Below are 21,321 nucleotides of genomic sequence, written 5' to 3' on the forward strand. Positions count from 1 at the left end.
TTATGAAATTTATTAGAAATATATATAAAATTATTAAAAATTACAAATATTAAAATAATTTTTATATTAATAATCTTTTAATAAATGTAATAAATTACTTATAAAAATTTGTTCTTTGCTTTTTAATTCTAATATTGGACTTTCATCTTCTTTAATACTATCTAAATTAATCCCTAAAATAGCCATGCTGCTATCTTTACCAACTACTTGCTCCATAGTCACATCATCAGTATTAGGAGATAAAAATATCCCCAAAGGTGCGTTAAATCTATACATATAAGCACTCATTTGATACAAGTCTTCTCTACTTATAGCGCCATCTACACAAGATATTTGACCAAAACAAGAATAATTTTTATATTTTGCATCTAGCACAGCTACAAGCTTACTATCTTTATAAATAAAAAAATCAGGTCTAAGCTCTCTTTTGTTATCATTAAAAAGATAGTTTTTACTAGCAAAATTACCATTAACGACCCTAAAACCTTGCAAATTTTTACTCATTATCTTATACAAATACCCTTCCCAAACTTCGCTCAAATCTAAAAAATATCCAAAACCATTAGAATTATCAAAACTTGATTTTGAGCCTTGATTTTTGATGATTAGCTCACTTAAAGATACTACCTTTTGATAAGCTTTATTTAGCGGGGTATAGTGTATGCTTTTTAGCTCATCTAATCTCACATCATCACCAACTTTAAAATCTCTTAACATTTGAATGTGTGATGAAACACTATTTAACATATTGCTAAAACCTAGCTTTAAAAGATGATTGTATGCCTTTAAAATAGCTCTATTTATAGGGGTATTGTAAGTTTGTTTTGAGTAAGAACAATAAAATCTATTAGCATTTACAAGGTTGTGTTTTATATGATTTGATATATCTAGGCTACCTTTAAAATACTTTTGATTTTTCTTTATTCTTTCGTAGTTTTTAGGGATATTTGATTTGTTTAAAGCATACTCAAGCGAGCCAACCCAAAGCATACATAAAAGCCAGTGATTATGCTCAGAACTTGCTGAACCTGTGACGCTTTTAGGCAGATAAAGCCCTAAAGCGTATGAGTAAAGATAATCCCTAATAGTATCTCCAAAACGTGGGAAGATTGTGATATTTATAGTGCCTTTTGAGTAAAAGCCTACATAATAAGAAGTTTTTAAAATGATATTATTTTCATCAATATAATCACAATCAATTATATCAACATCATCTTTTTTATAAGCATTCGCACTAATGCTTATAAAATCTAGCTTATTGTCTTTTAGCTCTTTTATGGCTTGCATAGCTAGGCGTGTGTTTGCTTGAGTTTTAAAAAAACATATATACTCATTACAATCACGCAACTCTATGCTTTTAATCTCTACTTTTGATTGCAAAAATTCTTCTTTTTTCATTCTTCATCTAACTTTTTAACAAAATGTTTTTTTATCTCATTTATGCTCTTTTTAACATTGCTATCATCATAACTTAATCCTAGATATTCCATCAAAAGTGGCTCAATATGATAAATCCAAAGCTTTTCTAAGTGTTGTGGGTTTATGACAAACTCATCTTTATCCATAAAGTTTTTTATTTTCATAAAATACGCATGACCGATTTTGTAATAATCTTGAGTATTTTCTAGCTTTATACCTTTTAAGCCTTCTGTATTGATTTCTTGTTTTAATCTTTCATCGTTTGTTAAAATGTAGTTTAATTCTTTACATCTTTTGATATATCCATTGATGTTAGTTTTTATATCTTGATTGTTATTTATTTCTTGAGAATTATTTTCTTTTGTGATATCAGGAATAATACCAGCTATCACATCATAATCCACACCTACTTCATAAAAGCCAAATCTTCTTCTAAGTGCTAAATCAAATGTAGCCAAACTTTTATCTACATTATTCATAGTGCCTATGATATAGACATTGCTAGGTATACAAAACTCATCAAAATTAGCCACACTCACACTCTCATCACGATATTCAAGAGCATAAAGCAACTCCCCAAATACTTCACTAAGATTAGCTCTATTTATCTCATCTATTATAAAAATAAATTTTTTATCTTTATTTTCTTTTGCACAATCGCAAAACTTTTTAAATATCCCATCATTTAGCGTATAAGATAAGCTACCATCATTTTTTACATTTGGAGCTATACCACCTATGAAATCTTGATAAGAATAATTTGGATGAAACTGCACTATATCCCAAATAATATTTTTATCTAAATTTGTTTCGTTAATTTCGCTTTTTTTGAAGTTTTTAATTCTATAGGGTTCGATAATTTTATTAATATCTTCTTTATCTTCATCGTTATCGGTATTCTCTTCATTGTTATTAAAACTTTTCAGTTTATTTATCCAATCATATACTACTTTTTTAGCTGAATAAGTCTTACCTGTCCCTGGTACTCCATAAAGTATGATTTGCTTATGAGTTTTAAGTAAATCTGAGATATTTTTCATATCGGTTTCGCCTATACATAAAAGAGATATGATTTTTGAAAGCTTTTGTAAATTTTCTTTCTCTTCTTTGGTTCTATCTTCGTTTGAATTTAATTTAGTATTAAAAATTTTTTCATAAATTTTATCACTCACGCTTTGCCAAATTTTAGGAAAACTATCAAAATGACAATCAGTGATAATCCAAGGATATTCTTCTAAGTTTTCTCCGAAATTATATTCCTTATTGTCATGCCATTTGTATTTCAATATTTTAAAATTTTTATCTTTAAATAATTCAACAAAAATCTCTTGCATAAAATTAGATTTTAAAAAATTTCTAAAAGCATCTAAGCTTATAGGGTGTATTACCTTATCAGCATTCGCCCACATCCACATAAACTTATATGGGAAGCGAAACTCTAAAATTTCTTGTTGTTTTTTATGTTCTTCAATTGCGATATCTTTTTTACTATTATCATCGGTAAATGTTCTGCGAGTTAGCCTGCCTATTTTTGCTTTCTCCCTAAATGGATACATTAACGATATGTTATTATTTTTTGTAATATCTTTTAAATTAGCATCAAAGCATTTTTTTATAAATTTAACAAATTCTATAAATAAAGTATTATCAGAAAAATGAGAATTAATCCAAGATGACTGACCTTGTGAATAAGTAGAGCCTTTATACTCATCATAATAAATAGAATTTGAAAGAATTCTGTATTCATTTATAACTTTTGGATTTTTTGTAAAATCAAAACCACCCATAATACTAAGTAAATAAGTAATGAAATTCTCCTTTTTTATATTTTCTATTTCTTTGTTAATATTCAATTCTAGTTTTTTGCTTAAAAAATTATTTTGATTTTTAATACCAATAAATCTAATATCTTGCACAAAAACTCTAGCTAGACCCATATTATTCGTTCTTAAGTCGTTAATATTACTTATTTCTTCATGATTTTCTACTGCTGTAATTATTTTATCATAATCAATATCATTTTTCTCAATAATACTAAAAACATCTTTTACATTATCAATTCTATCGTTAACTACTTCTTTATCTTTTTTTAAACCTTTAAAACCATCATTTAAAAAATACTTCAAAACATTTTCATCTATATACATTTTTTCTCCTTAATTGTTTTATGACTACAAGAATATTAGTATTTCATAAATCTTGTAATTTCTATTTTAAATTCTTAATAAAAATATCAAAATTTAATCCTAATTGTTTTTACCTTACCATCAAATTTATAATCATCTGGGTTTAGTGCTTCAACCCTTTTAAACTCTTCACAAGCTATATCAAGTCCTTTTTCACAAGCTATTTCATAATATCTTTTAAGTGTTTTGATATTGCCTTCAAAATCAAATTGTAAAAATTGCTCTACAAATTTAGCTTTTTGCATACAAACATTAACATTAATTTCACAAGCTTTTAAACTATATTCATCATATTTTCCATTATTTTTACTAGCGTTTAATTCAGCGTATCTTAAACAAGCTTTTTCATTTTTGTTTTCACATAGTTTTAATAAAATTTCTTGATTTTTTGTGCCTTCATTAAAAGCTTTTTCACAATTATTATTTTGTAAGCATTCAGCTTCTGCTAACGCTAAATTATTGTTTTTTAATTTTATATATTCAAGCTCAACACAAGCATTATAATTTCCCGCATTGCACGATTTTTCAACATATTTAACATTATCTACCATTTTATGCTCAACCAATAAATCGCAAGCTTTTATATAATCTATTTCGCAAGCCATAGATAAACTTTCTTCTATTATAGTATTAGAAAGATGTCTTTGAGCATATATAAAATCAATGCAAACTTTTGGAAAATCCATATATAACTTATCTCTTAATTCCTTAGCTTGATATTGATAAGCAACTCTTGTAATATCATAAAAATATTCAGCACAAGTTTTTTTATAATTAAACTCTTCAACATTTTGACAAAAATCAATAGGTGAAGGACTACTTTTTATCACTTTATAACAAGCATTTAAATCATTATTTTTACATTCATAATCATCATCTGCATAACAACAAAACAAGTACAAAAATAAAATTAAAATCTTTTTCATAATTCCTCCTTATAAATATCTTTTAGATAATTAATTGATAATTCTTTACATAAATCATTATCTTTTAAGCATATATAATCTATAAAATATTTTGCTCTTTTATAATTTTTCATTTTATATTCAATCATAACAGCATCTTTACAAAACATAATATTGCTATTTAAACACAAATTCTCATATATTTTAGAATAATTATTGTAAAAATCCTTATTTAAATTAGTAGTATTTTCTATATATTTTTTACAAGAATTTAGTTTTGTTATATCGCATTCATCTTTATAAATATTAAGCATATTATCTTGATTAAAATCATAACTATAACAACTTCCACCATACTTACAAGCTAATTTCATATAATGCTTTAAAGCTTTATAATCCTTTTTATCTTTAAATTCTTTAGCTAAAATTTCACAAGCTTTAGCATATTTATTATCACACGCTTTTTTATAATCTTTTATTAGCATACAAGCTTCATTTATATTATTATCACAAGCTCTTCTTAAATATTTAGTCTTTTTAATTTCATCTTTATTAACTGCTAATTCATAACAAGTGCTAGGGTTTTTCTCACACATCAAATCATCATTAGTTTTATATTTATAATTTATAAAAACATAGCAAAATCTACTATCTTCATTACATTTATTTTCAAGCAATTTATAAAAATATTCTTGATTTTTAGAATTCTCATTTATTAAAGCATAAACTATATCAAAACAAGAATTATTATCATAACAACCCAGCTCTAATGCTCTAAAATAAATATTTTTATCAGTAATTAAAGAATTTAAATAAAGTTGTTTTAAATAATCACAATATTTATAATTTTTATCATTACAATTTTTTAAATATATTTCATTTATTTTGTATTTTTCTTTATTATCTAAACTTAAATAAATCTCATTTATTGCTTTACATTTATCCTTAAATTTATCTATAAAATCATAATCTTTTACATATTTTTTAACCAAAATATCACAAAACTCATTAGCATTTATATTAATAAAAAATATCATAATAATTATAAAAATTCTCATTTATTATCCTTTAAAAACATACAAGCCTTACTCTCACCTAATTCACAAGATTTTTTATATAAAATATCACTAAAAATATTTATATTATTTAGTTCTAATGCAAGAGTAAAACAAGCTTTAGAATTATCTTCTTTACATAATTTATAAAGCCTTTCATAATTTTTATCAGAAACTACAAAATAATCAATTTTATTATGTTTTATACTTTCTTTTCTAAGAAAATCACAAGTATATTTTTTATTTTTTCTGCAATATTTAGCTAGTCTATCAAAATCAATAGAATCTGTATCAAACGAAGCTAAACAATCAAAATCATTACCATACTCGCAAGATAATTTATTATAAAACCTATTTTTATTTATATCTAAAATATAAATATCAGCTAATTTATTGCAAGCATTTGCATATCCTAAATCACACGATTTTATAAATAATTTTTCATTATTAAAATATTCTAAACCTAGTTTATAACAAGCTAAAGCATAGTTTAAGTCGCAATAATATTTATAAATTTTAATAGCTTGATTTTTATCGTTAATATTAGAAGATTGTGTTAATTTATCAATATTTTCTATAGAACTTATAAAAAATAAAAATATAATTAATTTTTTAATAATTAGCATAAAATCCCCCTTTAAATTAGGAGATTATAGCTAATACTAATAAAATTAGTTTTTATTTTTTAATAAATCTCTGATTTCTGTTAGCAGCACTATATCTTCGCTTGGTGCAGGAGCAGGAGCTGGTTTTTCTTCTTCTTTTTCTGCTTTTTTAAGCTTATTGATTAGCTTTACAACAACGAAAATTGAAAACGCAATGATTAAAAAATCAACTATATTTTGAATAAATAAACCATAATTAACGGTTACATTTTCAGCTTCTTTAGCACCTTCTTTAATAACCAATTTTAAATCACTAAAATCAACTCCGCCTGTTAAAACTCCAATAATAGGCATAATAATATCAGCCACAAGTGAGCTTACAATCTTACCAAAAGCAGTTCCTATAACCACACCCACAGCTAAATCTACAACATTTCCACGCATTGCAAATGTTTTAAATTCTTGTAATATTTTCATATTCTCTCCTTGAAAAAAAGGCGAGATTTTAACAATAAATAATAAATTAATCCTTAAATTCCATATTGTTTAAGAAATAGTTTAACTGCCCTAAAGCTATGCAGCCATCGTTTATCGCTTCGTTTTTTGGAGTATAGAATTTATATTCTTTATCATTTAGCAAAAGATTTAAAATGCTTTTATTACAAAACACCCCGCCACTTAAAATCGCTTTTTTATTAGGACTTAAAAACTTAACAATATAAACAATGGTATTAATGAATTTTGAACAAGCTAAAACCTTGCTTTCATTTAAGCAAGTTGCAAAAATATCCTTATAAATAATCTTATTATTTTTAAACTCAATTTTGTAAATATCTTTGATATTTTCATCATAAAAACTCTCAATAAGCATTCCTGAATGTGCTTCAAATTCATTTTTCTTAATCCCTAAAACTAAAAAGGCAAAAGCATCAATAATTCTACCTAATGAGCTAGTATTTATAGTGCAATTTTGCAATGCTATATCATAATTTAGATTAGTTTCACACGGGATTTCGTATTTTTTTAAAATACTATAAGCTAATAGTTCATTATTTTTTACATTAACTAGCTTAAACTCATCAAAACAAAAAGCTGTATTTATAGTGTTTTTAGTAATATCTAGCACTTCGCCACCACTTATATGATGATTATTTTTATATCCTGTGCCATCAAAACAAAAGGCTCTAATATTTCTTAGTCCAATACTCATCGCATGGGCTGCGTGATGGTAGATTTTTATAATCTTTGTATTTTTACTAATTCCTATTTCAAATTCTTTTGTTATTTTTTCGCTATGAATAAAATGTGGGTGTAAATCACACAAAACATAATCAAATTTAATCTTATAATTTTTCACAAAAAATCTTAGAGTTTTTACAAAATGTTTATAAACACTAATATCCTTTAAATCCCCAATATAAGGCGAATTAATACAAAACCCATTTATGTATATTAAAAACTCGTTTTTTTCTTCCATTCCAAGAGCTAGGATATTTATATTTTTTTTAATTTTATGCTCGTAATAAAAAGGTCTAAAGCCCCTAGCACTTCTTAAATGATGGTATTTATTGGCTACAACTTGCCCTACACTATCATCAATTTTATTAATTATTTTTCTATTATGATTTATTATTAAATCAGGTTTTAAAATCTTAAAATCGCTTTTTTTAGAATAAATCATCTCGCCACTTTTGTTTGCACTTGTAGCTACTATTGCAAAATCAAGCTCTTTAAATAATATATGAAATATCGGAGCACTTGGCAAAAATACTCCGATATTTTTAAAATCAAAATGTATATTAAAAGCACTCTGATTAAGGCTTTTTAGTAGCAATATAGGTCGCTCTTTGCTCTTTAAAATACGCTCTTCAAACTTAGTAAAACTAGCATATTTTTTCGCCATTTTTATATCTTTTACCATTATTGCAAGTGGTTTTAAAGCTCTATTTTTTAGCATTCTTAATTTATTTACCGCATTAAAATCATTAGCATTGCATAATAAATTAAACCCACCAACACCTTTTAAAGCTACTATTTTTCCAGCTTTTAGATATTTAACAGCCTTTGCTAAATCAAGATTAAGCTTAGCCCCACAATCATTACAAGCAATAGGCTCTGCGTAAAATCTCCTATCATTAAGATTATTATATTCACTATCGCAATTTTTACACATTTTAAAAACACTCATAGAAGTGTTTGTTCTATCGTAAGGGATTTTAGAAATTACACTAAATCTAGTGCCGCAATTAGTGCAATTTATAAAGGCGTGATTAAATCTTCTTTTTAATTTAGGATTATTAAGCTCTTTTATACAATCCTTACAAGGGGCGAAATCAGGCAAAATTACTGCAAGATTACGCTTATCTTTGCTTGGTTTTTTAATAACAAAATCATTATAAGTTTCATTTGTTTTAATTATTTTTACTTTTTCTATACTTGCTAATGGACGATTTTTTTTAAGAATTTGTTTTAAGTCTTTTATAAAAACTTTTGCTATTTTTTCATCACAATCAAGTGCTAAGCTAACTCCTAAAGTATCATTTAAGATATAGCCATTTAGCTTTTTTGCTTTGGCTAATTTGCAAACTTCAGGGCGAAATCCAACTCCTTGCACCCTGCCACTAAGTTTAATTAAAACACTCACAATTAGCCCATTTACTGAACTTAAATTGCTTGTTTAAAAACGCATTGTAATTTAAAAAACTCTGATAATTCATAAGCATTGAGCAAATCTCACGCTCGTTTTCGTTAAGTTTTCCTATCATTAAAACAAGTGCTTCAAAAACACCAACTTCTATTAAAGCTGCGTTTGCTAATCTAAAGCTCATAATTGATGAGATAAACTTAGCTACATTTAAGCCATCTTCATTAATCTCACAATCAATTCTAACTCCCTTTGTATAAGTATTTGGCACTACTTTTAAAATATCAGAATCTAGCAAAATATCTGCTAATTTTATTAATGAAAATATATTTTTATTTTCTAAACTAAACTCATTTAAAATGAACTTTTCTTGATAATTTTTTAATAATTTTTCGCCTTGTTCTAAGCTAAGTAATAATTTTATTAATTCATCTTTATTTTTAGGGATATTAAAGCTTAATTTATCAATATTAAAAGCAGTTGATAATTGATTTGAATACGGATTATTAATTACACAAAATGTATCAGCAAAAGGAGCTATTAATAATAAATCTTTAGGCTTTTTTACAAAATAAAGCTCATCTGTATTTTTTAACTCATTAAAAAGCTTTTTACTATTAGCAAATGATACATATAAAAAATCTCCTAAATTATGTGCTTTTTTATAAAGTGGTTTTAAAGCTAATTTTACAAATGGTTTTTCATAAGCATTAAGTAAAATTTGAGTATTTTTATCACAAATAAAAGCCTTTTGTAATAATTCATAATTAGCAATTATTACAAAATCACTTTTTGTTGTTTTAGTATAATCTAACTCATTTAAACCTAAATCATCAAAAACTTCATCACATAAGTTTAAAGGCAATCTTGGAATTTCAATTTCAAATTCTTTTGTTTTTTGTGTATTTTCTAGCTCTATTTTAAAATCTTCTAAAAATAAAAAATAAGGTATTTTTTTAAAATATTCATTAAAGGCTAAAACTTTATCTTCATTATCATCTATAACTAAAGAAAACTCATCATCTTCATAATAAAGCTTATAATTTACATTATTTATCTTGGCAATTTTTAGTAAAAATAATCCGAAATCTTTTAATTTTATTTTGAAATCATATCTAATTAACACTGCTTAAATTCCTATAATTTTCTATCGCTTGTTCTATACTAAAATCATTTTTAAATTCTAACAAAAATCCATCTTGTTTAAGCTCTTCTAAAAGACATTTTTGCATTAAAGCAAAAGATTTTTTAACCTCATCGCTTAAAGATATTTTCATAGGTTCAAGTCTTTTAGGCACAATGCCTAAGATTTTGCAAATTGGCAAATCGCCTACTAAACTCATAAAATTAAGCATCATTTGCATTTCAAGTTCGTGAGCACTTCCTTGATAATTTATATTACTTGGCACTTTGTCATAGTCAAAAAACACAACATCGCCCACTTCTAAATCATCAGCATTTATACAATCAATCACATAAACTTTATCAAAATCAGCAATTATATGAGCTAAATTCATAGCCATCGTCCCGCCGTCTAAAAATACTAATTGATGCGAATCTTGATTTTTAAATTCTTCTTTAATATAAATATTAGGAGCTAGATTTTTCCTAAAATACTCAAGAAAAATAACTCCAGCTCCTTCATCTCCTATTAAAATATTTCCAATTCCTAGGACTAAAACTCTCATTTGTATTTATATCCACTAAAAATAGCGTCCATTGCACCATCTTTACCTTTAATTGCATTAAACACTGCCATATAAATATGAACACCAACAAAAATCATAGTAACCCAAGTTAAAATATGATGAATTATCCTAACATTTGCAAGTCCGCCAAACATTACTTCAAATGGTTTAACAAAAGGAGTTATTGCACCAGCAAAACCTTCGTGATAAACATTAATATATAACACAAAACCTGTGATTATTAATAATGCTAAAACAATATAAAAGAAAAAATAACTCACAAATTGAAGTGGATTATATACACCTTTTAAATGTGGGTGTTTTCCTAAAAATAAATAAAACTTAATTTGCTCTATCCATACTCTTAAACTAAAGCAATCTTTAATACTAACTCTTTCTTTTTTACTAAGCTTATCAAATATAAAAAGATAAAGTTTAAAAATAAAACAAGCTAATAAAACAAACCCAGCTACATTGTGCACGAAACGAAATTTAGCCTGCATAAATAGATTTGGCTCGGTTGATTTATCAGGTGCAATAAACACACTAGCAATATAAAAGCCACTTATACAAAGGGCTAAAATAGCAAATGCTCTTAGCCAATGAGTTGCTCTAAGCCCTATTGAAAACTCATAATGTTTCATATCAAACTCCTACTTTATATTCGCCTAACTTATTGCCTTTTTTATCTAATACATGCACAGCACAAGCAATGCAAGGGTCATACGAATGGATTTTTCTAATAATTTCAAGTGGCTTGGTTAAATCTTCAATCTTTAGACCAATTAAACAAGCTTCATAAGTTCCCATTTTACCATTTGCATCTTTTGGACTTGCATTCCAAGTAGATGGAACTACTGCTTGATAATTTTGCACTATACCATCTTTAATTCTAATCCAATGACTTAGCATTCCCCTAGGAGCATTACCTATAAAGCGACCTTTGTATTCTTTAGAATTATCTATTTTATATGGAGCGCAAGTGCTTTGATCTACTTTTAGATTTTCAACTAAACTATCAAGAGCTTTAAGTGCGTGTTCGCTTATTATTTTTGCTTCAATCATTCTTGCTGCAGTTCTTCCTAAAGTGCTAAGTAAGTCTTTAAGCTCAATATTTAATTCAGCTAATAAAGCGTCAACTTCTTTTGTAACGATTGGATTTTTAGCTAAATAATTTACAACTATAGTAGCAAGTGGTCCTACTTGAACAGGTAAATTATCATATCTTGGAGCTTTAATCCAGCTATATTTTCCATTCATATCAAATACTTTAGAATCTTCTAATTCGCCTTTAGCGTTTAGAGTTTTTTCATCTTTTAGACCTGTATAATTTGGCTCTTGTTCGCCATCATAAGGGTGTAATGCTTTATCGTTTTTATACCAAGACCTTGTTGCTTCTTCTGTGATTTTGCTCTCATCAATAGCACCTAATACAGGATTGCTTAGCATATTAGTTACAATTCCACCTTTAAATAAATAATCATCTCCTAAATAAAACTCATCAGCACACATAAAATTATCAACGCCAACATCATTCATTACACTTGGCTCATTTTTATAAACAGTTGCAGCCATCTTAATATCAGCTAAATAAGCACGATGAATAAAATCGCTAATTTCTAAGAATTTAGTTTTATACTCGCCAATTCTAGCAGGGTCAAGTATATCCATAACGCAAGTTACACCACCTACGGTTAAGCTTTGTGGGTGTGGTTGTTTTGCACCAAAAATAGCCATTAATTGTGCTGCTGTTCTTTGCACTTTTAAACATTCTAAATAATGACTTAACGCTACTAAGTTTTGCTCTGGGCTAAAGCGATAAGTTTTATGTCCCCAATAAGCATTCGCAAATATTCCTAATTCTCCTTTATCTACGAATGTTTTTAATTTTTCTTGAACTGCTTTAAGTTCTCCTACACCACAAACTAAAGGCTTATCACACCATTTTAAAGCTTCAGCTTCAGCTTTTGCTGGATCAGCACTTAAAGCACTCACTACATCAACAAAATCAAGCCCGTGTAATTGATAAAAATGCACACAATGATCGTGCATATATAAAGCTGCATTCATTAATGTTCTTGTAAGTTTTGCATTTTTTGGTGGAACTATACCTAAAGCATTTTCAGCCGCTTCAATACCTGCTCTATAATGCGAATAAGTGCAAACTCCACAAATTCTTTGAGTCATAAAGCCAACATCTCTAGGGTCTCTTCCTTTTACAATAGTTTCAATTCCACGCCATAATGTTGAACCCGCATAAGCATCAGTTACTACATTTGCATCATCAACTATTACTTCTACTCTTAAATGTCCTTCAATTCTTGTAATTGGATCTACTACTATTTTTTGCATTTTTTATTCCTTGTCTTTTTTAATTGCTGAAATTGTTGCGTGAGCAGCTATTGCTACTCCTGTTAGAGTTAAAACACCAATGCCTATTTTATCACTCATAGCATCAGCACCCATTCCGCTAAATACGCTTTGAAATAAATGTGATTTTAAAGGTTCTTCGTAAGTTCTCATACTATCCCAAAAATCAGGCTCAGAGCAACCTATACACCCATGTCCTGCACCAATAGGCCAATTTATGTGCTGATTAAATCTTTGCTTAGCACAATTATTAAATGTATATGGACCTTTACATCCTACTTTATAAAGACAATAGCCTTTCTTTGCACCTTCATCGCCAAAACTTTCTACGAACTCACCCGCATCAAAATGTCCCCTACGCTCACAATAATCGTGAATTCTATGCTCGTATGCCCATTTTGGACGATTAAAATTATCAAGTGGCATTGTTCCAAATAATAATATTTGCAAGATTGAACCTACGATATTTTTTTCACTAGGCGGACAACCTGGGACATTAATTACGCTTTTATTTGTGATTTTACTAATCGGAACTGCGTTTGTTGGATTTGGTGTTGCTGCTTGAATACCACCAAAGCTTGAGCAAGTTCCAATTGCTAAAATAGCAGCTGCATTAGCACAGGCATTTTTTGCTATTTCTTCGCCTGTATGCCCTTTAGCACCTAAAGTTAGATAAAAACTAGAGCTTCCTGCAGGAACTGCACCTTCTACTAATAATACATATTTTCCTGCGTGTTTTTTAATAGCGTTTTCTAAATTCTCATCAGCTTGATGACCACTTGCTGCCATAACAGTTTCGTGATATTCAATATTTAAATAATCAAATATCAAACTATCAATAGTAGGTGCATCGCTTCTTAATAAACTCTCACTACAGCCTGTGCATTCTGCCATATGAAGCCAAATTACTGGGGTGTTACTAGCATTATTTTCAACAGCATTAGCAATACTTGGTGCAAAAGTAGCTCCAAGTCCTAGCATAGTAGCCATTCCACTAGACCATTTCAAAAAATCTCTTCTACTAAAGCCGTGTTCGCTTAGTATTTGCATTAAATCTTTTTTATTATTAGGATTTATTTGCATAATCTCTCCTTAAAAAAATTTATTAATGATAGTATTTTTTTAAAATCTAAAAGTTACAAAAAAGACAAAATAAATCTTAAAATTATTTAATTTTGATAATTGAATTTCTTATAAAATTCTTACAATTAAACTTAAAAATATTATTTTATTAAGGTTTTTGTTTGATTGATTTATGCTAATTTAAATTCTAATCTTGCTAATGTTTTTAAGTAAAGAATTTAATTTTTATAGGCTTAGTTTTCGCACTAAGCCTACTTATAAATAAAGCCTTATAAAGTATTTTTTAACTCTAAAGTTTTTCTTGCAATATTTGTGATTTCATCCCAATTTTTAGCCTTTATTAGCTCTTTTGGTGCAAGCCAAGAACCACCAACACAAAGCACATTTGGTTGGCTTAAATATTCTTTAGCATTATTTTCGCTAATACCACCCGTAGGACAAAATCTAACATCACTAAATGGCCCATAAATAGCCTTTAACATAGGCACTCCACCAACAACACTAGCAGGAAATAATTTAAAGGTATCAAGCCCATATTCAAGCCCAAGCATTAGCTCTGCTGGACTTGCAATACCTGCTATTAAAGGGATTTTATAATCAATCTCTTTTAATAATTTTTCAGTAATTCCTGGACTTATTGCAAACTTTGCACCAGCATTAATAACATCTTTATATTGCTTAGCATTAATTACTGTTCCTGCTCCAACGATTGCTTCAGGAACTTCTTTACTAATTAACTCAATTGCTTTTAGACCTGCAGGAGTTCTAAGAGTAATTTCAAGCACTCTTACTCCACCTAAAACTAAAGCCTTAGCTAAAGGTAAGGCATCATTTATATCGTCAATTGCTATCACAGGAATTACTGGATTTATTTTTAAAATTTCTCTTGCATTCATTATTTCTTCCTTAAAAACTTACTCCGCCTTCTTCGGCGCTTAAACAACTATTTCTTAAAGCTTTAAAAAGCTCTCTACCACTACCTAACTCATTTGCACTTAAATCAATATGCCTAATTTCTCTAGTTAAGAAATCATCTTCTAATACATTTAAAGTGCCATTGATTGCGTCAAATTCTATCAAATCCCCATCTTTAATCTTAGCAATATTTCCATTTAACAAGGCTTCAGGACTTGTATGAATTGCTGCAGGAACTTTTCCACTAGCCCCACTCATTCTACCATCAGTAATTAATGCGACTTTATATCCTTTAGACATTAATACCCCTAAAGGCGGAATTAATTTATGAAGTTCAGGCATTCCATTTGCTCTTGGGCCTTGATATTTTACAACTGCTATGAAGTCTTTATTCAATTCGCCTTTTTCGTAAGCTTTCATTAACTCAAGTTGGTCGTTAAATACGATAGCTCTTTGTTTAATATATAAATTATCATCGCTTACAGCACTTACTTTAATTACCGAGCGACCAATATTTCCACTTAAAACTTTTAGCCCACCTGTAGTGCTAAATGGCTTATCATAAGTCGTGATTATTTCAACATTTCTGCTATTTTCAAGGCATTTTTCATAAGTAATTTCATCATCTTTTAAGATAGGATCTTTCGTATAATTACTAAGCCCAAATCCTGCTATAGTATTTACATCATCATGTAATGCACCATTGTTTAATAATTCATTAATTACAAACGACAATCCACCCGCTTCATAAAAATCATTTATATCAGCCTTACCATTAGGATAAACCTTAGCTAAAAGTGGAGTAATATTTGAAATATCATTAAAATCATCCCAATTAATAATAATTCCCGCAGCCTTTGCAATTGCAATTAAGTGTAAAGTATGATTGGTTGAGCCACCTGTTGCCATAAGCCCTACTATTGCATTTACTATACTTTTTTCATCTATCATTTTACCTATTGGTAAAATACTTTTATCTTTTACACCTTTTGCAAAATGTCTAGCACTAAAATCAATTATTTTTTCTCTTAGCCTTGTATTTGGATTAATAAAAGCAGAATTTGGCATATGAAGACCTAATAATTCAATCATAACTTGATTTGAATTAGCAGTTCCATAAAAGGTGCAAGTTCCTGAACTATGATACATTTTCATTTCAGTATTTAATAAATCTTGCTTAGAAATAAGTCCTTGAGCGTATTTTTCTCTAGCAATACTTTTATCAGAATTACTAAGTCCTGTTGGCATAGGACCACTTGGAATAAACATAGCAGGTAATTGTCCAAATCTTAATGCTCCCATTAAAAGTCCAGGAACTATCTTATCACACACTCCAAGATAAAACGCCCCATCAAAAACATTATGAGATAATCCAATCGCTGTGCTCATAGCTATTACATCACGAGAATAAAGGCTAAGTTGCATACCATCATAGCCTTGAGTAATACCATCACACATTGAAGGAGTGCAGCTTGCAACTTGAACGCTTACACCTTCTTTTATACAAGATTGCTTTAATTTTAAAGGATAATCCTTGTAAGGTTCGTGAGCTGATAAAACATCGTTATAGCTTGAAATAATAGCTAAATGAGTGCTATTTGAATTATTTAATTTTTCTCTTACGCTTTCAGGAATTGCTGCATAAGCGTGAGCTAAATTAGCACAACCTAACTTTGAGCGATTGATTTTTTCATTAGCACTATCTATTAAATTAAGATAATCTTTTCTAGTTTTTTCACTTCTTTTTATAATCTTTTCAGTGATTTCTAATAATTTTTTATTTGTCATAAATAAGCTTCTTTCATTTAAAATATTTGATTTATTATAAATAAATAAATGTTATTAATGTTAAATCCTTTTTAGTAAGATTTAAAAAATTATTTTTACTTAGGGATTATTTATGAAAACTAATTTTGATTTTTTATTATTCGGAGCTACTGGAGATTTAGCTCTTAGAAAACTTTTTCCTTCACTTTATGAAGCCTTTTTAAATGACTTGCTTCACGAAGATTTTAAAATACTTGCTACAGGTAGAAGTAAGCTTAGCTTAGAAGAATTTAAGCAAAAATTAAACGATAAATCAAAAATCCATTTAAAAGATACTACAAAATGGAACGATTTTTTAGAAAAAATATCTTATGAGAGCGTAGATATTAATAATCTTGAAGATTTTAAAAAACTTAAAAACAATTTAAGAGATGGCAAAGATACTATTATATATTTTTCAATTTCGCCTGAATTTTTCATCACTTGCTGTAAGAATTTAAGCGAATTAAATATGAATAAAGACAATGTTAGAATAGTTCTTGAAAAACCTTTAGGAATGAGTTTAAATGAATGCAGAGCAATCAATGAAAGCGTAGCAAAATATTATAAAGAAGAACAAATTTATAGAATTGATCATTATCTTGGTAAAAGTATGGTTAAAGAATTATTTGAGTTTAGAAAACAAAATCCACATTTTAATGCACTACTTAATAAAGACTATGTAAAAAGCATTAATTTATATGTTTTAGAGCGTTTAGGTGTTGAAAGTCGTGGAGAGTTTTATGATAGTTGCGGTGCTTTAAGAGATATGTTGCAAAATCATATGTTACAAATGTTAGCTTTATTTATGATTGATATTAATTCAACTAATATTAGAAAAGCTAAGCTTGAATTTTTTAACTCACTTGAAAAAATTGATTTTAAAAATGTAATTAAAGCTCAATATGAAGCTAATGAAGATAGCTTAAGTTATTTAGACGAATTAAATGTGGCTAAAGATAGTAGGACAGAAACTTTCGTATCAATTAAAACTAGTTCAAATCAAGAAAATTATAAAGGCGTTTTAATAAAACTTGCAACAGGCAAAAGAATGGCTGAAAATAAAGTATATTTTGATATTGACTTTAAAAATGGTGGGAAAATGTATATAGAAATCCAACCAAAACCTAAAATCAAATTCCTTTTAAAAATAGCCGAAGAGTTTAAAGAATTTGAAATAGGAATTTGTGATATTGAAAAAATGCCACCTTATGAAAGATTACTTTTAAATGTAATTAATAAAGATTTAAGTTCATTTAATGAAAAAGATGAGCTAGAGAGTGCTTGGAAATGGGTGCAAGATGTAATTGATAATGATGATTTTACAATGCATAAATACAAAGCCTACACAAATGAAATTATTTTTAAGGACTAAGATGAGATTATTTACATTCAATGACAAAAACATAAGCGAAATCGCTTTATACAAAGAATTAGTATTTTCATTAAATGAATGTATTAATAGTAAAGGTAGCGTAAATTTTTATGTATCAGGTGGTAAAAGTCCTAAAGATTTATTTATTAAATTAAGTAAAGAAAAGCTTGACTGGACTAAAGTAAATGTATTTTTAGTAGATGAAAGGATTTTACCTACAAATCACGAAGATAGCAATACAAATCTAGTAAAGCAAAATCTATTACAAAATGACGCTAGTAAGGCTAATTTAATTACTTGTATTAAAGATGAATTAATTAATGATTATGAAGCTTTAAAAAACCACGCTAATAATATTTATCAAACTCCTGATATTTTGATTTTAGGTATGGGAGCTGATGCTCATACTGCATCAATCTTTCCAACGGCTTCTAATTTAGATGAATTATTAAGTGATGAAAACCAAGCTTATCACATAGTAAAAACTCCTAATTACGATAGAATTAGCCTTAGTTTAGAAAGCATATTAAAAGCTAAAAGAATATTTTTAAATATCAGTGGAGATGAGAAATATCAAGTATTTTTATTGGCTTGTAAAGAAAAAAATAAAAAATATCCAATAAGTTATGTAATTAATTCAAAAGGAAATTTAGATGTCTATTACGCAAAATGAATATCCAAGATTATTAGCAGATATTGGTGGAACTAACGCTAGATTTGCATTAGAATTTAAATCAGGAAATATAGATAAAATAGAAGTCTTACAATGCAAAGACTACGATACTATAATAGATGCTGTAAGAGCATATTTAAAAGATAAAAATGTAAATGTAAAACACGCTGCTTTTGCAATGGCAAATCCTGTTACAAGTGATTTTATACAAATGACTAATAATCATTGGGCTTTTTCAATCAATACCACAAGACTTGCATTAGGATTTGATACTTTATTAATTCTAAATGATTTCACTGCTCAAGCACTTGCTATTACAAAATTAAATAGTGATGAATTAGTTCAAATTGGTGGAAGAGAAGCTGAAGAAAATTGCGTAAAAGCTGTTTTAGGGCCTGGAACAGGACTTGGAGTTAGTGGATTAATCCCTAGTAAAAATGGCTATATTGCACTATCAGGTGAAGGCGGACATGTTAGCTTTGCACCTTTTGATGAGATTGAATCAATGATTTGGCATTATGCAAAAAACAAATTCGGGCATGTATCGGCTGAAAGATTGCTTAGTGGAATGGGACTTGAGCTAATATATGAAGCTTTAGCACATAAAGAAGGTATAAATGATACTTTAGACGCTAGTAAAATTAGCGAACTAGCATTAAACGAAAAATCAGCTTTATGTAGATTAAGTCTTGATATATTTTGTGCAATGCTAGGAACAATTGCTTCAAATCTAGCATTAACTCTAGGTGCTAGGGGTGGTGTTTATATTTGTGGTGGAATAATTCCTAAAATATTAGAGTATTTTAAACACTCATCATTTAGAGCAAGATTTGAGAATAAAGGTAGATTTGATAGTTATTTAGCAGCAATTCCTGTATTTGTGGTTTTATCAAAATTTCCAGGTATAAACGGCGCTAGTGTGGCACTGCAAAATCATTTAAAGGATAAATAATGTTAAGCAAATTAAAAAGCTATGAAAAATTATGGTCTTTATACAACAAATCAAAAGATACTCATATGAAAGATTTATTCGCTAATGATAATAATAGAGCGAATAAATACTTTTTAGAAGTTGGTGGGATTAAGGTTGATTATTCTAAAAATAGAATAGATGAAGAGATTTTAAGCAATCTTATTAATCTTGCAAAAGAAGCTAATTTAGAACAAAACATTAAAGATATGTTTAGTGGTAAAAAGATTAATACCACAGAAAATAGAGCGGCTTTACATATTGCTCTTAGAAATCGTATAAATACACCTATTTATGTAGATAATGAAAACATAATGGATGATGTAAATGCAGTGCTAAACAAAATGGAGAAATTCTCTCACGCAATAAGATCAGGCGAGTGGCTAGGCTATACAAATCAAGTAATAACTGATATTGTAAATATAGGAATTGGTGGCTCTGATTTAGGACCATTGATGGCTTGCGATGCTTTGAAAAAATACGCACACCCAAGACTAAAAATGCACTTTGTATCAAACGTAGATGGCTCAAAATTACAAAATGTATTAGATAGCGTTCATCCAGAAACTACGCTTTTTATAATAGCGTCAAAAACATTCGTAACTCAAGAAACCCTAACAAATGCTTTAACTGCTAGAGAGTGGTTTTTAAATCACGCAGTTAATAAACGCTTTGTAGCTAAGCATTTCGTAGCAGTTTCAACTAATAAAAAAGCTGTTGAAGAATTTGGAATAGATAGTAATAATATGTTTGAGTTCTGGAACTGGGTCGGTGGGCGTTATAGTTTGTGGTCTGCAATTGGTCTTCCTATTATGATTTATTTAGGAAAAGAACATTTTTGGCAAATGCTAGAAGGTGCATATTTAATGGATTCACATTTTAGCTCGGCTGAATATTCTAAAAACTTGCCTGTAATTTTGGCTTTAATAGGTATTTGGTATATTAATTTTTATGGTGGTGGCTCACATATAATCGCACCTTATGATGAATATTTAAAGCATTTTCCAAGATTTATTCAACAACTTGATATGGAAAGTAATGGAAAACAAGTTAGTAAAAATGGGGAATTAATTAATTACGAAACTTCTCCAATCATTTGGGGTGAAACAGGAATTAACGCTCAACACGCATTTTTTCAACTACTTCATCAAGGAACTCATATAAGTCCGATTGATTTAATAGTAAGTCTTGAAAAACCACACGATATGCCAGAGCACCACGAAATTTTAATTAGCAATGTATTCGCTCAAGCTGAAGCCTTTATGAAAGGCAAAAACAAGGATGAAGTAAGAGCTGAACTTAGTAAAAGTAATTTAAGTGAAAGTGAGATAGAAAAGCTAATCCCACATAAAGAATTTTCGGGAAATCGCCCTAGCAATACGATTTTATTAGAAAGAATAAGCCCTAGAAATCTAGGCAGCCTAATTGCATTATATGAGCATAAAATATTCGTTCAAGGTGTGATTTGGGGGATAAATAGTTTTGACCAATTTGGCGTTGAATTAGGCAAAACTTTAGCTAAAACAATACTTGAAGAGCTAAGAAGTGATGTGAGTTACGAGCACGATAGCTCAACTACAAATCTAATAAAATTATATAAAGAGTTTAATAAAAAATAATTTTAGGA

18 protein-coding genes are annotated in these 21,321 nt (G+C 28.2%); 4 read left to right on the forward strand and 14 right to left on the reverse strand.

Features of this window, described 5'->3' with window-relative positions:
* Nucleotides 1-66: 66 nt before the first annotated feature.
* The 14 genes from AVBRAN9331_RS05000 to edd form a co-directional block, all read right to left on the reverse strand.
* Nucleotides 67-1,398: an McrC family protein gene (locus tag AVBRAN9331_RS05000; protein ID WP_336612542.1), complete on the reverse strand. Its 1,332-nt coding sequence runs from the start codon at nucleotides 1,396-1,398 to the stop codon at nucleotides 67-69.
* On the reverse strand, nucleotides 1,395-3,566 hold the full coding sequence (locus AVBRAN9331_RS05005) for an McrB family protein (RefSeq protein ID WP_336612543.1): 2,172 nt from the start codon (nucleotides 3,564-3,566) through the stop codon (nucleotides 1,395-1,397). Before AVBRAN9331_RS05005 ends, AVBRAN9331_RS05000 begins: the two co-directional genes overlap by 4 nt.
* Nucleotides 3,567-3,652: 86 nt before the next feature.
* Complete coding sequence (locus tag AVBRAN9331_RS05010; RefSeq protein ID WP_336612544.1) at nucleotides 3,653-4,531, reverse strand: hypothetical protein; 879 nt, start codon at nucleotides 4,529-4,531, stop codon at nucleotides 3,653-3,655.
* A complete protein-coding gene (locus tag AVBRAN9331_RS05015; protein WP_336612545.1) occupies nucleotides 4,528-5,568 on the reverse strand; it encodes a hypothetical protein in 1,041 nt (346 codons plus the stop codon). Before AVBRAN9331_RS05015 ends, AVBRAN9331_RS05010 begins: the two co-directional genes overlap by 4 nt.
* Nucleotides 5,565-6,191, reverse strand: a complete 627-nt coding sequence (locus AVBRAN9331_RS05020) for a hypothetical protein (protein WP_239802687.1) — start codon at nucleotides 6,189-6,191, stop codon at nucleotides 5,565-5,567. Before AVBRAN9331_RS05020 ends, AVBRAN9331_RS05015 begins: the two co-directional genes overlap by 4 nt.
* A gap of 45 nt (nucleotides 6,192-6,236) precedes the next feature.
* Nucleotides 6,237-6,647 (reverse strand): large-conductance mechanosensitive channel protein MscL, encoded by a 411-nt coding sequence (gene mscL / locus AVBRAN9331_RS05025; protein ID WP_336612546.1) that lies wholly within the window; start codon nucleotides 6,645-6,647, stop codon nucleotides 6,237-6,239.
* A gap of 46 nt (nucleotides 6,648-6,693) precedes the next feature.
* A complete protein-coding gene (hypF, locus tag AVBRAN9331_RS05030) occupies nucleotides 6,694-8,814 on the reverse strand; it encodes a carbamoyltransferase HypF (protein ID WP_336612547.1) in 2,121 nt (706 codons plus the stop codon).
* Nucleotides 8,798-9,940, reverse strand: a complete 1,143-nt coding sequence (locus tag AVBRAN9331_RS05035; RefSeq protein WP_336612548.1) for a hypothetical protein — start codon at nucleotides 9,938-9,940, stop codon at nucleotides 8,798-8,800. Before AVBRAN9331_RS05035 ends, hypF begins: the two co-directional genes overlap by 17 nt.
* A complete protein-coding gene (locus AVBRAN9331_RS05040) occupies nucleotides 9,930-10,502 on the reverse strand; it encodes a HyaD/HybD family hydrogenase maturation endopeptidase (RefSeq protein WP_214120221.1) in 573 nt (190 codons plus the stop codon). Before AVBRAN9331_RS05040 ends, AVBRAN9331_RS05035 begins: the two co-directional genes overlap by 11 nt.
* The gene (gene cybH / locus AVBRAN9331_RS05045; protein ID WP_214120222.1) at nucleotides 10,499-11,146 is read right to left on the reverse strand and encodes a Ni/Fe-hydrogenase, b-type cytochrome subunit; all 648 of its coding nucleotides are present in this window, start codon (nucleotides 11,144-11,146) and stop codon (nucleotides 10,499-10,501) included. Before cybH ends, AVBRAN9331_RS05040 begins: the two co-directional genes overlap by 4 nt.
* Nucleotide 11,147: 1 nt before the next feature.
* Entirely contained in the window at nucleotides 11,148-12,854 is a 1,707-nt protein-coding gene (locus tag AVBRAN9331_RS05050) for a nickel-dependent hydrogenase large subunit (RefSeq protein ID WP_336612549.1), read from the reverse strand.
* A gap of 3 nt (nucleotides 12,855-12,857) precedes the next feature.
* Entirely contained in the window at nucleotides 12,858-13,955 is a 1,098-nt protein-coding gene (locus tag AVBRAN9331_RS05055) for a hydrogenase small subunit (RefSeq protein ID WP_442862294.1), read from the reverse strand.
* 269 nt (nucleotides 13,956-14,224) lie between these two features.
* Nucleotides 14,225-14,851: a bifunctional 4-hydroxy-2-oxoglutarate aldolase/2-dehydro-3-deoxy-phosphogluconate aldolase gene (locus AVBRAN9331_RS05060; protein WP_336612550.1), complete on the reverse strand. Its 627-nt coding sequence runs from the start codon at nucleotides 14,849-14,851 to the stop codon at nucleotides 14,225-14,227.
* Nucleotides 14,852-14,861: 10 nt separating this feature from the next.
* On the reverse strand, nucleotides 14,862-16,658 hold the full coding sequence (gene edd, locus AVBRAN9331_RS05065) for a phosphogluconate dehydratase (protein ID WP_336612551.1): 1,797 nt from the start codon (nucleotides 16,656-16,658) through the stop codon (nucleotides 14,862-14,864).
* Nucleotides 16,659-16,770: 112 nt separating this feature from the next.
* Between edd and AVBRAN9331_RS05070 the strand changes: the two genes are divergently transcribed.
* The 4 genes from AVBRAN9331_RS05070 to pgi are packed head-to-tail and all read left to right on the forward strand — an operon-like array spanning nucleotide 16,771 to nucleotide 21,313.
* Nucleotides 16,771-18,051: a glucose-6-phosphate dehydrogenase gene (locus AVBRAN9331_RS05070; protein WP_214120225.1), complete on the forward strand. Its 1,281-nt coding sequence runs from the start codon at nucleotides 16,771-16,773 to the stop codon at nucleotides 18,049-18,051.
* A gap of 1 nt (nucleotide 18,052) precedes the next feature.
* Nucleotides 18,053-18,724 carry a 6-phosphogluconolactonase gene (pgl, locus tag AVBRAN9331_RS05075; protein ID WP_214117927.1) on the forward strand — a complete coding sequence of 224 codons (672 nt, stop codon included), beginning with the start codon at nucleotides 18,053-18,055 and terminating at the stop codon, nucleotides 18,722-18,724.
* On the forward strand, nucleotides 18,705-19,676 hold the full coding sequence (locus AVBRAN9331_RS05080; RefSeq protein WP_336608669.1) for a glucokinase: 972 nt from the start codon (nucleotides 18,705-18,707) through the stop codon (nucleotides 19,674-19,676). The genes pgl and AVBRAN9331_RS05080 overlap by 20 nt, the downstream gene beginning before the upstream one ends.
* Nucleotides 19,676-21,313 carry a glucose-6-phosphate isomerase gene (pgi, locus tag AVBRAN9331_RS05085; RefSeq protein ID WP_239802695.1) on the forward strand — a complete coding sequence of 546 codons (1,638 nt, stop codon included), beginning with the start codon at nucleotides 19,676-19,678 and terminating at the stop codon, nucleotides 21,311-21,313. The genes AVBRAN9331_RS05080 and pgi overlap by 1 nt, the downstream gene beginning before the upstream one ends.
* Nucleotides 21,314-21,321 lie beyond the last annotated feature (8 nt).

Origin of the sequence: Campylobacter sp. RM9331 (genome assembly GCF_020137685.1) — a bacterium.
Lineage (GTDB): Bacteria > Campylobacterota > Campylobacteria > Campylobacterales > Campylobacteraceae > Campylobacter_E.